This window comes from Vibrio sp. V19_P1S1T109, assembly GCF_002241375.1.
GTDB lineage: Bacteria > Pseudomonadota > Gammaproteobacteria > Enterobacterales > Vibrionaceae > Vibrio > Vibrio anguillarum.
In genome coordinates this window covers 1-14,283 of record NZ_NDIM01000174.1, presented here as the reverse complement: position 1 = coordinate 14,283, position 14,283 = coordinate 1, and the positions used below count along the sequence as shown (strand labels likewise).

Here is a 14,283-nt window from a genome sequence, read left to right as displayed (position 1 = left end):
GTTTCACCATGACCACAACCACACGATTTGAAACCGATGTTGTTATAATTGGTGGCGGAGCAACCGGTACTGGGATCATGCGCGACTGCGCACTGCGCGGCATTGCGTGTATTTTGCTAGAAAAGGATGATATTGCTTCTGGTACCACCGGGCGAAATCACGGTTTATTACACTCAGGGGCACGTTACGCAGTTACCGATCCTGAATCGGCCAAAGAGTGCATCCAAGAGAATCAAATTTTAAAAAATATCGCCAGACATTGTGTAGAGAAAACCGACGGCCTGTTCATTACTCTGCCTGAAGACGATCTTGCTTTTCAGAGCACGTTTATCGACGCGTGCGCTCAAGCTGGGATTACAACCGAGCCGCTTTCTGCCAAAGAAGCACTGCGTTTAGAACCTCACGTTAATCCAAACCTTGTTGGCGCGATCAAAGTACCCGATGGCACACTCGATCCTTTTCGTTTATGCGCTTCCAATGTGCTAGACGCCAAAGAGCATGGTGCGCGGATCATGAACAAAACCATTGTGACGTCGCTGATCCGCCAAGGTGACACAGTATTAGGCGTGCGCTGTTTACAGCTCAACACTCATCAACAATATGAGATTTTCGCCAAAGAAGTGATTAACGCAGCTGGAATATGGGGACAAAACATCTGTGAATACGCCGATCTCAACATCAAAATGTTCCCCGCGAAAGGCTCATTGTTGATCCTTGATTATCGTATCAACAACCTTGTGATCAACCGCTGTCGCAAGCCTTCTGATGCCGATATTCTTGTCCCTGGTGATACCATTTCACTGATCGGTACTACCTCTGAACACATTGACTACGACCAAATTGACAACCTGCACGTGACTGAAAAAGAGGTTGATATACTCCTGGCCGAAGGCGCGAAACTGGCCCCCATCATGGCGAATACTCGTGTATTACGCGCTTATGCGGGTGTGCGTCCATTGGTCTCTATTAATGATGATGGCAGCGGCCGAAACATCAGTCGCGGCATCGTATTACTTGACCACGAACAACGCGATGGATTGAAAGGCCTCACCACGATTACAGGCGGTAAATTAATGACTTACCGCCTAATGGCAGAATGGGCGACCGATTTAGTCGCTAAAAAACTGGGCAACAATACTCCTTGCGAAACTCATACTCGCGCCCTACCCGGCTCCAACGAAACCCCAAAACAGGTCAAAAAAACCGCCAGCATTGCCAAACCCGTCTATGAATCGGCTCTTTATCGCCATGGTGAGCGCGCACAAAATTTCTTATCTGATGATGCAAAGAGCCAAGCGGTTATTTGTGAATGTGAAATGGTGACCGCGGGCGAAATTGAATACGCAATTAAACAACTCGATGTAAATAACTTGGTCGATTTACGTCGCCGCACTCGTTTAGGTATGGGGCCATGCCAAGGAGAGCTTTGCAGCTATCGCGCCGCCAGCTTATTTCAAGAATATGGTCACGTTTCGGGAAACCAATCGAGCCAACTGTTGGTTGAGTTTTTAGAAGAGCGCTGGAAAGGCATTAAACCGATTTTCTGGGGAGATGCACTGCGCGAAGCTGAATTCAGTTACTGGATTTATGAAGGCTTGTTCGGAGCCAATGACATTCCAACGCAACACAAGCAAAATGAAAGTGAGGAGACGTTATGATGAAATACGACGTCACAATTATCGGTGGTGGAATTGCAGGTTACAGTGCTGGTCTTCGCTGCTTACAAGCGGGTCTAAAAACTGCACTGATCAGTCAAGGCCAAAGTGCTCTGCATTTTTCATCCGGTTCCATCGATGTTCTGGGTAAACTGCCTAGCGGCGAAGCGGTTGAATCCCCTTTGCTCGCCATTGAAGCATTACGTCAACAAGCCCCGAATCACCCTTACAGTAAAATTGGCGCTGACACTATTTCGCAAGGGTTAATGTGGTTTCAAAAAACGCTGCAGCAGCGCGGCATGCCGCTGACACACCAAGCGGACAACAGTAACCACTATCGCATTACTCCGATGGGGACATTGAAAGCCACTTGGTTATCACAACCTTATGTTTATCAACATAAAGCAAATGCTGATTTCAAGCGTATTGTGCTGCTCGCCATCGATGGTTACCGAGATTTTCAACCACACATGCTGCAAGATAACTTACGCGCTCTACCTGCATTTTCGGCTATCCCAAGTGAGATCATCAATATCACGATTCCGGGTTTCGAAGCACTTCGCCATAATCCCAACGAACTGCGATCCATCGATATTGCTCGTTTGCTCAAACAACCACATGCATGGCGCAGTTTTTGTGATCAACTGATCCGTCATGCCACTGTGCAAGATCTAGTGATCCTACCTGCCATCATGGGCAATGGTGATGGGTTAACCTTACTGAACAAACTCAAATTGGAAACCAACTTGCAGTTGCATGAAGTCCCGACCATGCCGCCATCATTAATGGGCATCCGCATTGAAGAGACACTCAGCCGAGCTTTTTTAACCATGGGTGGTACCCATTTAAAAGGCGATAAAGTCATCAGTGGTGAATTTGATGGCAACCGTTTAACCGCCATTCATACTCAAAATCTCAATGATATGCCGATTCAAGCTGACCATTTCGTGATGGCTACAGGGAGTTATTTCAGCCAAGGTTTACAGGCTTCTCATCACGGTATTAGCGAACCCGTGTTCCAATTAGAGACGGAGAGCTGTCATGATCGCGCTCTATGGCGAAACCATGCCTTTTTCTCGGCAAACTCTCACCCTTTCATGACCTTTGGTGTGCTGACCAACACGTCACTGAACCCAACTCATCAAGGTAATATCATTACCAATTTATACTGCTGTGGTTCGATGCTCGCGGGTTATGATCCTGTCTTTGAAGGCAGCGGTGGAGGCGTTGCTATTGCCAGCGCTTACCACGCTACCTCTCAAATTATGGCTCAAACTCAATCTCGACCAGCCATTCAGGAGGTATTAGCATGAGCACCTCTTTTGTTGAAGCCGCACCCAAAAATACCTCTTTTGATCAATGCATCAAATGCACTGTTTGTACCGTTTATTGCCCGGTTGCTAAAGCAAACCCACTCTATCCGGGGCCAAAACAGTGCGGACCGGATGGCGAACGCTTGAGGATTAAAAGCGCAGAGTATTATGACGACCTACTCAAGCTCTGCACCAACTGCAAACGGTGTGAAACCGCCTGTCCTTCCGGAGTGAAAATTGGCGATATCATTGCTGTGGCACGTGGCAAACATGGTAAAAAAACGCTGAGTCCAAAGCTGGTGCGTGATTACGTGCTGAGCCATACCGATCTTTTTGGCACGATCGCCACACCATTTGCACCGATCGTGAACGCTGCTACGGCTATGCCGATGGTAAAAAAACTGATGCACAAGACCATTGGTGTGCACGCTCATAAATCACTTCCCAAATACTCACACGGCACGTTTCGTCGTTGGTTTAAGCAGAACTGCACACGCCAACCCCTGTATAACCGGCAAGTGACCTATTTCCACGGCTGCTACGTTAACTATAACCACCCGCAGTTAGGTAAAGATTTTGTCTCTGTGATGAATGCGATGAATATCGGCGTACGGTTACTGGATAACGAGAAATGCTGTGGTGTACCGCTGATTGCCAATGGTTTTCACGATAAAGCACGTAAAAATGCGCTATTGAATGTGAAAAATATCGAAGCCGCGGTAGTTGATCGTCAAACGACGCTCCTCTCCACCTCATCAACGTGTTCGTTTACCTTGCAACAAGAATATCCTCATGTTTTAGGGGTTGATAATAGTAAGGTGGTCAAACAAATCGAGTACGTCACGCGCTTTCTACTCAAAGAGTTCATGAGCGGTAATGCGCCTAAAATGAAACCCGTTAACTTGAAAGTGGTTTACCACACCCCTTGCCACCTTGAACGCAGCGGTAATGTCATTTTTACCATTGAATTATTAAAAATGATCCCAGGATTGGAGTTAGTGGTCTTAGACAGCGAATGCTGCGGCTTAGCGGGAACCTACGGTTTTAAAGAAGAGAACTATGACGTTTCAATGAAAATTGGCGCGCACCTGTTTGATGCAATCAAAACATCGCAAGCTGACTATGCGATTACCGATTGTGAAACCTGTAAATGGCAAATTGAAGAAAATACCGCGTTAGAAACCATTCATCCAATTAGCCTGCTCGCCATGGCGATTGCCTAGTTTACACACCTAGCATTGAGAGTAAAACAGGCCACATTGTGGCCTGTTCTCATACTGCTTGTACTGTGTGAACATTCGTTTTCTAAACGTTATTTAGATAGCGGGCGCTGCTGGCAGTGCTCAATTGCATTGGCCAATAATTCTAACGCACTGGACTGACACTCTGGTAACTGCGCTTGGCTACGGCTAATCGCGGTAACACGCTCGCCCCATTTGATGTGCCCAGCCCCCCAAGTTAAGCCCGCCCCGAAAGCGGCCACCAGCAGGTTATCATTCGGTTTGATTTTCCCTTGTTCTACCGCTTCACACAATGCAATAGGTACGGTCGCGGCAGACGTATTACCATAGTGTTGAATGTTAACAAATGCTTTATCTTGGCTAATACCTGATAAGTCACACAAGGTTTGAATGATGCGAATATTCGCTTGATGCGGGATCACCACATCGACTTGTTCGGTTGAAAGACCGGAACGCGCCAGCACAGTTTGCGCCGCTGCGCCCATGCCTCGAACCGCACGTTTAAAAATCTCTTTCCCAACAAAATCAAAATCCCAATACCCATTGTCAGCGGCAAAACGATCCATCGATGAGCCAAATTTAGGCACCGCCAAAATATCACGCCCTTCTGCATCACAACCGATTTGTGCATCTTGCAAACCCACTACTTTATCGGTTTTACTCAAAACAACAGCGCCAGCACCGTCACCAAACAACACGGCAGTATCACGTTTGGTCCAATCAATGTAAAAAGAGAGACGCTCAGCACCCACCACTAACGCATGGCGGTAATGACTTGCTTGCATTAAACGCGTCGCAGTTTCTAATCCATAAACAAAACCGGTACAGGCTGCATTTAAGTCAAAAGCGGCTGCATTTTTAATCCCAAGATTCTGCTGCACTTTCGAGGCAATATTTGGGATAAGAGAATCTGGCGAACAGGTTGCGATGATGATGAGATCAATCTCAGTTGCATCAATCCCAGCACAAGCGATGGCGTGTTGGGCAGCCACCGTAGCTAAATCCGAGGTATTCACATGGCTAATGCGGCGCTGTTCAATCCCGGTGCGAGTTTTAATCCACTCATCGGAAGTTTCAATAAAGGTGCTAAGATCATGGTTTGAGAGCGTTGCAGGTGGTAGGCATTTACCCCAACCTGTAATTTCGGCATAGAATTTTGTCATTGTTAACCTGTTTTTGTTGTATTTTCTAATGCAATCCAAAGACCTAAAATTAAAAACTCATCGTATGAAAGAGAAATGAGACTCAAAAGGTCCTTTTGATGTCAGTCAGTATACGCGCTTTTGCTCCGACGTTAAGTCTAGTGCGTTAAATGCGACTGGAGCAAAACACAAAAATAAAGAGAGGAAACCATGTCAACATTCAATACTCGTTGCCCTTCGTGTCACGCAATGAACCGAGTTCCGATAGAACGAGTGACAGAAAGCCCAAATTGCGGTAAATGCCAAGCTCCCCTATTTGATGGAGCGCCCATTGAAGGAACGGAAGCCAATTTCGAAGCACTACTTAATAGTCGCCAACCCGTTGTCGTCGATTTCTGGGCACCTTGGTGTAATCCGTGTGTGGGTTTTGCTCCGGTATTCAGTGATGCTGCGACGGAACGAAAAGGAAACATTCGCTTTATAAAAATTGATACTGAAAGTGAACAAAGCCTCGCCACAAAATTTCAAATTCGCAGCATTCCAACCATTATGGTGTTTAAAAATGGTCAACGAGTCGATATGATCAATGGCGCTTTACCAAAAAGTCAATTTAATCAATGGTTAAACCAAGCCATATTGAAATAATCCATCATTATAACCAATAATAAAGTTGGCATTTTTTATCGATTTATGCCAACTTTACTGCTCATTTCTCTTGCTTTATTTTCGATTAATAAAATTAATCGTTAAGAACATAATTTTTCGTTTTACCTTTCTCAATATCAGCTCCATATTCGCCGCAAAATATCCCATCAATTCTGGTTTTGAGGCAAAGTCAATGGACAACATTACTGTGAACGCGTCTTCACCTCGCATTTCCGTTCCGGTCATTGCGCTATCGCTTTATGCGATTGCCTCAGGCTATTTAATGAGCCTGATCCCATTGATGTTGCCGCACTACGGGCTTGAGAGTTCATTGGCAAGCTGGCTTGCCAGTGCCTTTTACGCTGGCTTATTGATCGGCGCATTAGTCGTTGAACCTGTTGTCAACCGCGTTGGCCACCGAAACGCTTTTGTATGGTGCTTAGCGCTACTCATGTTAACCATTTTTGCCTTACCTGCTCTGCACTATGCCAGTGCTTGGTTAGTGGCACGTTTTGTTGCTGGTATTGCGGTGGCTGGTGTCTTTGTAGTCGTCGAGTCTTGGCTATTACACGGTGATGAAAAAGGCCGAGCAAAACGCCTTGGGATTTATATGGCGGCGCTTTACGGCGGTACGGCATTGGGCCAATTAGGGATTGGTTATTTAGGCGTATCAGGCGGCGTGCCTTTCATTGCCATCATTACCTTGCTATTAATCGCCAGTGTGGTGCTGATTTATGGCGAATCTGACCAACCGTCAACTCAGCATGCCGTCAGCCTATCGCTGAAACAGGTACTCAAACTAAACCATGCCGCCTTGCTCGGTTGCGGAGTTTCAGGGCTCACTTTGGGGGCTATCTACGGTCTAATGCCTGTTGAATTGGAACAACGCGGTATCAGCCATACCGATATTGGCAGCTTAATGGCGCTTGTAGTTTTGGGTGGCATGGCGGTGCAACCTATGGTGCCTTGGCTATCAAAGTTTTTGGGCCGAACACTATTAATGGCACTATTTTGCTTGATTGGCTCTGCGGCGATTACCATGACCTTGTTCGATTCAACGATGATGATATTAGCTGCCAGCTTGTTTTTCTTAGGTATGGCGACGTTTGCCCTTTACCCAATCGCCATCAACTTAGGTTGTGATAAGCTCGATGCCAATTACATTGTCTCAGCGACACAAGTTATGCTGTTTAGCTACAGTATCGGCTCTGTGGTTGGCCCCGTGATCGCTGATTGGTTTATGCAAAGATCGCAAGGCTTAATGGGTTATCTCTTTATTGCTTTACTGGCGACTTGTATTTATATGTTGGCTTCAAGCCTCAAAACCAAACGCCAATGGGTGGCGGGGAAATAAGTCGCAGCAAAGCGGATCATATTTTATCGCAAGGCGCACGGTTCAATCGTTGATGGCGATTTGATGCATGCGCCTTTGGTTTTTCTGGTAGTGCACGTTTTTCATGCCGTAGATGGCGGATCGCCAATATAGGGTGAGAGAGCAACATTCTTGGCCCTGCGTAACGCATCACCAATCTCATTTGTTCTTTCGGCTCAGGCTTATAGCAATGAATTGGGCAACGGTTACAGGTGGGTTTATGTTGACCATAAGGACAGCGATCTAAGCGTACTTGCGCATATTCCAACAAGGTTTTGCAACACGTACAGAGTCCAGATTGACAGCGATGATGGCGCTGACAATAAATGTTCACCATCGCCTCTACGGTGCGAAACTCACTGAGCAGCTCTCCCGTTAAAAGATCGCTATTCATTTTTTCCATTGCCAATAACTCCCATTGAGATCGCAGATAAAAACAAGTATCCTGCGCCACCTTGTTCCTCATGTACCCAAGACTTTGTGTCAAAGAGCAGACGACGATGAACCGCAAAAAGAAAATTAACCAAACACTGCAAAAGCATCTTAAAAAGAAGCATGCCAAGCTGCACGGCAGCAATAAACCTCGTTATATTTCCAAAGCTGAACGTGAAAAATTAGACGCTGAGCAAGCCGCTTCAACCAGCACGGTAGATACTCAACATAGTGAGATTGTGCCTGCTGAAGGTGAGCTACAACAGTAAGTCTTGCTCGATTGGAACAAACTGGCTGGCGACATCAATAAGGCTTTGAGCCGTCAGCCTTGGTACTCCGTACACTTCTACTTTTTTGTTAAAACGCTGTTTAATCCGTTCGACCAATAGCTCGAAATCACCATCTCCTGATACCAGAACAATCACATCAGCTTGCTCTGCCAGCTCAATCGCATCGAGAGTAATACCGACATCCCAATCCCCTTTTGCACTGCCATCACGACGCTGAATGAAGGGCTTAAGCTGAACCTCAAAACCAATACCGCGCAAAATATGGTGGAACTGGCGCTGCTTAGGATCTTGGCTAGCAATCGCATAAGCATTGGCTTTGATCACCTCTCGCCCTTGAGTGGCTACATACCAAAATTGGTTGTAATCAAAATGCTGGCGGTACTTCTCTTTACAGGTGTAATAGACGTTTTGAACGTCGACAAGAATGGCAACTTTTTCCATGAGCTCTCTTCTCAAATAGAAACAAAAACAGCGGCCTGTTCGCCGCTGCTTTGCAAATTGCGCTTAGTATACGCCAAACCACTTCAATTTGTCGTGCAAGCGAGTCACACTGCCGACCACAATCAAGGCTGGGCTTTGTGCTTGTTGCGCTAAAAGGGGTAAATCGTCAAGCGAGCCCGTCAATACTCTCTGTTTATCTGTAGTGCCGCGTTCGATAATCGCGCAAGGCGTTTCTGCGCTCAGGCCAGCATCCAACAAGTTTCGTGTGATGTTCGGGCACTGCTTTAACCCCATATAAAAAACCAAGGTTTGATTATCTTGCGCTAAACATCGCCAATTGATCGCTTTACCTTCTTTTTGTAAGTGACCCGTAATGAACTGCACACTTTGCGCGTGATCACGGTGCGTCAGCGGAATCCCCGCGTAAGCCGTGCAGCCTGCTGCTGCCGTGATCCCCGGAACCACTTCATAAGCGATATGATGTTCAGCCAGCGTTTCGAGCTCTTCACCACCTCGGCCAAAAATAAAGGAATCGCCGCCTTTCAAACGGACAACTTTTTTACCTTCTTTGGCTTTATCGACCAGAATTTGGTTGATCTGATCTTGCGGCACACAATGAAAATCCAACTGTTTGCCAACGTAGATCATCTCCGCGCTGCTTGGCGCCAGATCTAAAATCGCTTGCGAAACTAAACGATCATACACCACCACTTGCGCTTGACTGATCACGCGTAGCCCCTTAACTGTCAGTAGATCGGGATCGCCTGGCCCTGCGCCGACTAAAGAGACAAAACCGCGACTCGTTACACTGCTTACCATGATTACTCTCTACCTTATCGACAAAAGGATATCGTCATTAAGCGAGGTTAAACCTCACTTAACAATGGTTAGCCAAGGTTGCGTTGTGGCAAGGTTTTACCGTGAGTCATGTAAAGGCTTAACCCGGTAAATAACAAGCCGCCCACTAAGTTACCCAATGTGGCCGGAATTTGGTTCCATACTAACCAATCGACGATGGTGAATTTAGCGCCCAACATCATGCCAAGTGGGAACAGGTACATATTCACTACGGCGTGTTCAAAAACCAAACCGAAGAAAATAAAAATAGGTAGCCACATCGCGACCACTTTGCCGCTGACCGAAGTTGAGGTCATTGCGCCCACCACACCTAAACACACCATCCAGTTACATAAGATGCCTTTCACAAACACGGTGATCCAGCCATTGACACCGTGTTCGGCAAAGCCAAGAGTGCGAGCAGTAGACGCTTTAATAAACGCTTGTCCAACCGCGCTCGGCTCGATACTGAAATTCATGGTGAAGGTTAGCGCCACTAAAAAGGCGACGGCAACGGCACCGATTAAGTTACCTAGCCCAACCAAGCCCCAATTCCGTAGAACGCCCGCTTTGGTTACTCCGGTGCGTTTTTCAAACAAAGCTAAAGGTGCTAAAGCAAAAACACCCGTTAATAAATCAAAGCCCATTAGGTTCAAAATACAAAATCCCACAGGGAAGACCAGAGCGCCAATAATAGGCACTCCGGTTTGCACAGCCGCAGTAATGGCCACAGCGACAGCGATAGCAAGAATCGCCCCCGCCATAATGCCGCGAATCAGGGTATCTCGCGTTGACATGAAGATTTTGCTTTCGCCAGCGTCAATCATTGTTTGCACAAAATCGGCAGGTTTTACATAAGACATAATGGTCCTTATTGTCACCAAAGTTAAAATTAAAAAGGGAAATTGAATAGATAAAGGCTCCCAACCATCAATGCATCACCAAGAGAACTCGATGAACAAGGAACCTTTTTGCTATTGAATCTCATTGTCTCAAAAGCGGCTGTTAAGCCGCGACTTCGACCACACCGTCAGTGACTCGCACGACATAAGCTTTCACGCTAAAGCGTTCATCTTCCATACATTGGCCTGTTATGAGATTGAAACGCTGCTTTTTAAGCGGGCTTGCTACCCAGAACTGCTCTTGATGTTGGCAAATAAAACCGCGTGACAACACATTAGCTCGAGCAAAGGGATCCATATTGCTTATCGCCATCACTTCTTGCGCCTCAGTCGGACGGAAGAGAGCCACTTGCTCACCATTCACCAGTGCACACACACCCGTTCCGGGAACAATGTCATTAATGTCACAGATGGCTTGAAATACTGTGTTATTGGCCATAGTTATTTCTCCAAAACAGGGGTAGAGATTGCTGAATCAGCAAGCGCAATGTGGAATATATCGCCTTTCGCTTCTGGGTGTTTTTCGCTATAAGTCGCAGGACGGTGCTGCTCACGAGCGCTGACGAACACGACGTTCTCATCGCGTAAATCAGAATTAATGAAGTGAGTAAAACGAGTTAATTGCTCAGGATGATTAAGCGTTTCTGTCCATTCACAGCGATAATCAGCAATAAGCTTCGCCACATCCGCTTCGAGTTGATCGTTAATGCCCAACTTATCGTCCACAATCACTTCGCGCAGGTAATCAACACCACCTTCTAGGTTGTCTAGCCAAACTGAGGTGCGTTGTAATTTATCGGCTGTGCGAATGTAGAACATCATGAAACGGTCGATGTATTTCAGTAGTGTTGCTTCATCTAAATCAGAGGCCAGCAGATCGGCATGTCGAGGCTTCATACCACCATTACCGCAGACATACATATTCCAACCCGCATCGGTCGCGATCAGGCCTAAATCTTTCCCTTGCGCTTCGGCACATTCGCGGGTGCAACCTGAGACACCAAACTTCATCTTGTGTGGTGTACGGATACCTTTGTAGCGGTTTTCAATCAGCACACCCAAACCGACGCTGTCTTGCACACCAAAACGACACCACGTACTACCGACACACGTTTTTGCCATGCGCAGAGCTTTGGCATAGGCTTGGCCTGTCTCGTATCCAGCATCAATCAGTTTGCGCCAAATCTCAGGTAAATCGTCTTTTTGAGCACCAAACAGACCAATGCGCTGCGCGCCCGTCACTTTGGTGTAAAGTTTGTATTCTTGAGCGACATTCGCTAGCACCGCAAGCGCTTGTGGTGTGACTTCGCCACCCGCCATGCGTGGGATCACCGAATAAGTACCGTCTTTTTGCATGTTGCCCAAGAAGTTATCATTGGTGTCTTGCAAACTGACCAACGATGGCGAGAGCACATGATCCCCCCAACACGAGGCCAGAATAGAACCAATTGTTGGCTTACAGACTTCGCACCCATAACCGCGTCCATGTTTTGCCAACATCTCATCAAAACGTTTGATACCGTTAATCCGGATCAAATGGAACAGCTCTTGGCGTGAATATGCAAAGTGCTCACAAATGTCGTTTTTGACTTCCACACCCGATTTAGCCAGTTCAGCATTCAGAACCGACGTCACTAAAGGCACGCAACCACCACAACCGGTTCCTGCCCCTGTCACCGCTTTAATCGCGCCGAGCGTATGATGACCATCGGCCACGGCTTGGGCAATTTTCGCTTTAGTCACATCAAAACAAGAGCAGATCACCGCAGTATCAGGTAGTGCATCCGCGCCTAATGCCGGTTTTTCAGCGCCAGCATGTGCGGGTAGAATCAAGGTGTCTGGGTGTTTGGGCAGCTCAATATCATTGAGTTTGAGTTGCAGTAAATCGCCGTAATCTGACGTGTCGCCGACTAAAACTGCACCAAGCAGTTTTTTACCATCTTCAGAAACGATAATGCGCTTATAAACTTCATCTTCTTCATTTTGATAGACGTAGCTTTTACAACCCGGAGTTCGTCCATTGGCATCACCAATCGATCCCACCTTCACACCCAGCAGTTTGAGCTTGGCGCTCATGTCTGCACCACTAAATTGGCTCTCATTGCCCACAAGATGATCAACCGCAACCATTGCCATTTTGTAACCAGGAGCGACCAGACCGAAGAAAGTTTGATTCCAAGAAGCACATTCGCCAATCGCGTAAATATCAGGATCGGATGTTTGGCAGTGATCGTTAATGGCAACGCCACCACGCGGCGCGATGTCTAGACCCATATCACGAGCTAATTTGTCCTGAGGACGTATCCCTGCGGAAAATACGATGAAGTCAACTTCCAAATCCGAACCGTCGGCAAACTTCATGGTATTACGAGCGGTCTCGCCTTGAGCAACGATCTCTAGCGTATTTTTGCTAGTGTGAACTTGCACCCCCATCCGCTCAATTTTATTACGCAGTTGTAAACCGCCTTGCAAGTCAAGTTGCTCAGCCATTAATACCGGAGCAAACTCAATCACATGGGTTTGTACGCCCAACGCTTTCAGCGCGCCAGCCGCTTCAAGGCCAAGTAAACCACCGCCTATCACTACACCACTTTTGCTCTTTTTCGCGCACGTTTCGATGGCCTTTAGATCTTCAATGGTGCGATAGACAAAGCAGTCTTTACTTTCATTGCCTTTGATCGGCGGTACAAAAGGATAAGAGCCCGTGGCCAAGACTAATTTGTCATAGCTCACTTCACGGCCAGTATTTGAATAGACCACGCGCTTTTCGCGGTTAATGTTAACCGCCCGCTCGCCCATCAAGACATTAATCGCATGCTTTTGATAGAAACCCGGCTTAACAAGCGAAAGCTCTTCAGCGGTATGGTGCGAAAAGTAGGAAGAAAGATGGACGCGATCGTAGGCAACACGCGGTTCCTCACAAAAAACCGTGACATCAACAGCTGATGCCTCCATTTTTTCGACCAAATCTTCGATATAGCGATGGCCAACCATGCCATTACCGATGACAACCAGCTTCATCCTGCTCATATGGGTTCCTAATTATGGTAACGTTTCATTGAGCGAGATTTTTAATTATGAAAGAAAATGAATTACTGATGTAAATCAATTACAAACTCAAACTACCCTAAAGAGGTAGCCATAAAGAGGAGTATCAGAGAGAAATAAACACCTTATCGTGAATACTAGGAGACGACAGGCATCGGAAGATAATTTATATAGTATGATCACTTCCAATCAAACCTGATCATTTACAACAAAATTTGTCAGTTTTCCCTCTATCAAAACACTTGGCAGAAGTTATATAAACAACTCAAACACGCTCATTATGCTTTCGAGTAGAAGCTTATGACGGCGCTGTTCCTCCCCCTTTTAGGGGGAGGAAATTAATTTCGTGAGTATTGAGTATGCTATTTATGATGAGCGATATAGGTTGTTGGAATGTTTTTGTCCCATTCTGAGTTTCCACAAAAATCTTGCGAACTACCTTAGTAATAAATAGCCCTAATTTTCCTAATAGTAGGTAATGCAGCAAGCGGCTGATTTGAATGCAATGTTGGGATACGGAAGGGAAAGCACAGTTTTATCAGAATATCATCCCTAGAATTGCACTTTATGCAACTTACTGCTTTTGTGGTGAGCTTAGAGACTGATCTTTGTATGGAATTTAATATGCTAATAGACATAAGTAACTGTAATAACATTGACAGTGCCAGCTTAGAAATTAAAAAAGGTAAACTGAATATAAAATTTGCCCCAAACGGCACAGGCAAGAGTACTATAGCCAAAGCCTTAATCTCTAATAGTGATGCAGAAAAGCTCTCTGAGCTGATGCCCTTTAAACTAAGAACTGAAAATCCAGATAAGCTAAAGCCACAGGTGACAGTTACAGAAGAGTTGAACACGGTAATGTGTTTTAACGAAGATTATGTCAGTCAGTTTACATTCCAGTCAGATGAACTCTTAAGTAATAGCTTTGATATATTTATTCGCAATGAAGCATATATTGAGAC

At 46.1% G+C, this 14,283-nt stretch carries 13 protein-coding genes and 1 pseudogene; 7 read left to right on the top strand and 7 right to left on the bottom strand.

The features are described 5' to 3' along the window. The first annotated feature begins 8 nt into the window (after positions 1–8). Genes glpA through glpC form a run of 3 tightly spaced genes read left to right on the top strand, consistent with a single transcriptional unit; the run spans position 9 to position 4,191 of the window. Entirely contained in the window at positions 9–1,658 is a 1,650-nt protein-coding gene (gene glpA, locus B9J87_RS08290) for an anaerobic glycerol-3-phosphate dehydrogenase subunit A (protein WP_017046393.1), read from the top strand. Next, positions 1,655–2,968: a glycerol-3-phosphate dehydrogenase subunit GlpB gene (gene glpB / locus B9J87_RS08285; RefSeq protein WP_017046392.1), complete on the top strand. Its 1,314-nt coding sequence runs from the start codon at positions 1,655–1,657 to the stop codon at positions 2,966–2,968. Before glpA ends, glpB begins: the two co-directional genes overlap by 4 nt. Further along, positions 2,965–4,191 carry an anaerobic glycerol-3-phosphate dehydrogenase subunit GlpC gene (glpC, locus tag B9J87_RS08280; protein ID WP_094150159.1) on the top strand — a complete coding sequence of 409 codons (1,227 nt, stop codon included), beginning with the start codon at positions 2,965–2,967 and terminating at the stop codon, positions 4,189–4,191. The genes glpB and glpC overlap by 4 nt, the downstream gene beginning before the upstream one ends. Before the next feature lie 89 nt (positions 4,192–4,280). Here the strand turns inward: glpC and B9J87_RS08275 are convergent, their stop codons facing one another. After that, positions 4,281–5,372: a ketoacyl-ACP synthase III gene (locus B9J87_RS08275; protein WP_064626233.1), complete on the bottom strand. Its 1,092-nt coding sequence runs from the start codon at positions 5,370–5,372 to the stop codon at positions 4,281–4,283. 189 nt (positions 5,373–5,561) lie between these two features. Between B9J87_RS08275 and trxC the strand changes: the two genes are divergently transcribed. Together trxC and B9J87_RS08265 are read left to right on the top strand one after the other, a co-directional pair. Continuing rightward, on the top strand, positions 5,562–5,996 hold the full coding sequence (trxC, locus tag B9J87_RS08270) for a thioredoxin TrxC (RefSeq protein ID WP_094150157.1): 435 nt from the start codon (positions 5,562–5,564) through the stop codon (positions 5,994–5,996). A 193-nt stretch (positions 5,997–6,189) separates the two neighbouring features. Then, positions 6,190–7,350: an MFS transporter gene (locus B9J87_RS08265; protein ID WP_094150155.1), complete on the top strand. Its 1,161-nt coding sequence runs from the start codon at positions 6,190–6,192 to the stop codon at positions 7,348–7,350. A gap of 16 nt (positions 7,351–7,366) precedes the next feature. Here B9J87_RS08265 and B9J87_RS08260 read toward each other — a convergent pair whose 3' ends face one another. Then, a complete protein-coding gene (locus B9J87_RS08260; protein ID WP_202598861.1) occupies positions 7,367–7,771 on the bottom strand; it encodes a nitrous oxide-stimulated promoter family protein in 405 nt (134 codons plus the stop codon). A 97-nt stretch (positions 7,772–7,868) separates the two neighbouring features. Between B9J87_RS08260 and B9J87_RS08255 the strand changes: the two genes are divergently transcribed. Further along, the gene (locus tag B9J87_RS08255; RefSeq protein WP_010319684.1) at positions 7,869–8,069 is read left to right on the top strand and encodes a DUF2986 domain-containing protein; all 201 of its coding nucleotides are present in this window, start codon (positions 7,869–7,871) and stop codon (positions 8,067–8,069) included. Here B9J87_RS08255 and B9J87_RS08250 read toward each other — a convergent pair. The 5 genes from B9J87_RS08250 to nirB all read right to left on the bottom strand — a co-directional run bounded on the left by B9J87_RS08250 (position 8,058) and on the right by nirB (position 13,300). Continuing rightward, positions 8,058–8,531, bottom strand: coding sequence for a LabA-like NYN domain-containing protein (locus B9J87_RS08250; protein ID WP_010319683.1), 474 nt, complete (start codon positions 8,529–8,531; stop codon positions 8,058–8,060). The genes B9J87_RS08255 and B9J87_RS08250 overlap by 12 nt on opposite strands. 63 nt (positions 8,532–8,594) lie before the next feature. Then, complete coding sequence (gene cobA, locus B9J87_RS08245) at positions 8,595–9,350, bottom strand: uroporphyrinogen-III C-methyltransferase (protein WP_017047244.1); 756 nt, start codon at positions 9,348–9,350, stop codon at positions 8,595–8,597. Positions 9,351–9,418: 68 nt separating this feature from the next. Further along, complete coding sequence (locus B9J87_RS08240; RefSeq protein WP_094150153.1) at positions 9,419–10,231, bottom strand: formate/nitrite transporter family protein; 813 nt, start codon at positions 10,229–10,231, stop codon at positions 9,419–9,421. A 142-nt stretch (positions 10,232–10,373) separates the two neighbouring features. Continuing rightward, the gene (gene nirD, locus B9J87_RS08235) at positions 10,374–10,709 is read right to left on the bottom strand and encodes a nitrite reductase small subunit NirD (RefSeq protein ID WP_094150142.1); all 336 of its coding nucleotides are present in this window, start codon (positions 10,707–10,709) and stop codon (positions 10,374–10,376) included. Between the two features lie 2 nt (positions 10,710–10,711). Then, on the bottom strand, positions 10,712–13,300 hold the full coding sequence (gene nirB / locus B9J87_RS08230) for a nitrite reductase large subunit NirB (RefSeq protein WP_094150140.1): 2,589 nt from the start codon (positions 13,298–13,300) through the stop codon (positions 10,712–10,714). A 585-nt stretch (positions 13,301–13,885) separates the two neighbouring features. On the opposite strand from nirB, the pseudogene B9J87_RS08225 reads away from it, so the two are divergent. Next, positions 13,886–14,283 (top strand): annotated as a pseudogene (locus B9J87_RS08225) (hypothetical protein); the annotation flags it as partial.

Excerpts from the sequence above, each read along its gene's own strand:
- glpA (WP_017046393.1), top strand. The coding sequence starts at position 9 with ATGACCACAACCACACGATTTGAAACCGATGTTGTTATAATTGGTGGC.
- glpB (WP_017046392.1), top strand. The coding sequence starts at position 1,655 with ATGATGAAATACGACGTCACAATTATCGGTGGTGGAATTGCAGGTTAC.
- glpC (WP_094150159.1), top strand. The coding sequence starts at position 2,965 with ATGAGCACCTCTTTTGTTGAAGCCGCACCCAAAAATACCTCTTTTGAT.
- B9J87_RS08275 (WP_064626233.1), bottom strand. The coding sequence starts at position 5,372 with ATGACAAAATTCTATGCCGAAATTACAGGTTGGGGTAAATGCCTACCA.
- trxC (WP_094150157.1), top strand. The coding sequence starts at position 5,562 with ATGTCAACATTCAATACTCGTTGCCCTTCGTGTCACGCAATGAACCGA.
- B9J87_RS08265 (WP_094150155.1), top strand. The coding sequence starts at position 6,190 with ATGGACAACATTACTGTGAACGCGTCTTCACCTCGCATTTCCGTTCCG.
- B9J87_RS08260 (WP_202598861.1), bottom strand. The coding sequence starts at position 7,771 with ATGGAAAAAATGAATAGCGATCTTTTAACGGGAGAGCTGCTCAGTGAG.
- B9J87_RS08255 (WP_010319684.1), top strand. The coding sequence starts at position 7,869 with ATGAACCGCAAAAAGAAAATTAACCAAACACTGCAAAAGCATCTTAAA.
- B9J87_RS08250 (WP_010319683.1), bottom strand. The coding sequence starts at position 8,531 with ATGGAAAAAGTTGCCATTCTTGTCGACGTTCAAAACGTCTATTACACC.
- cobA (WP_017047244.1), bottom strand. The coding sequence starts at position 9,350 with ATGGTAAGCAGTGTAACGAGTCGCGGTTTTGTCTCTTTAGTCGGCGCA.
- B9J87_RS08240 (WP_094150153.1), bottom strand. The coding sequence starts at position 10,231 with ATGTCTTATGTAAAACCTGCCGATTTTGTGCAAACAATGATTGACGCT.
- nirD (WP_094150142.1), bottom strand. The coding sequence starts at position 10,709 with ATGGCCAATAACACAGTATTTCAAGCCATCTGTGACATTAATGACATT.
- nirB (WP_094150140.1), bottom strand. The coding sequence starts at position 13,300 with ATGAGCAGGATGAAGCTGGTTGTCATCGGTAATGGCATGGTTGGCCAT.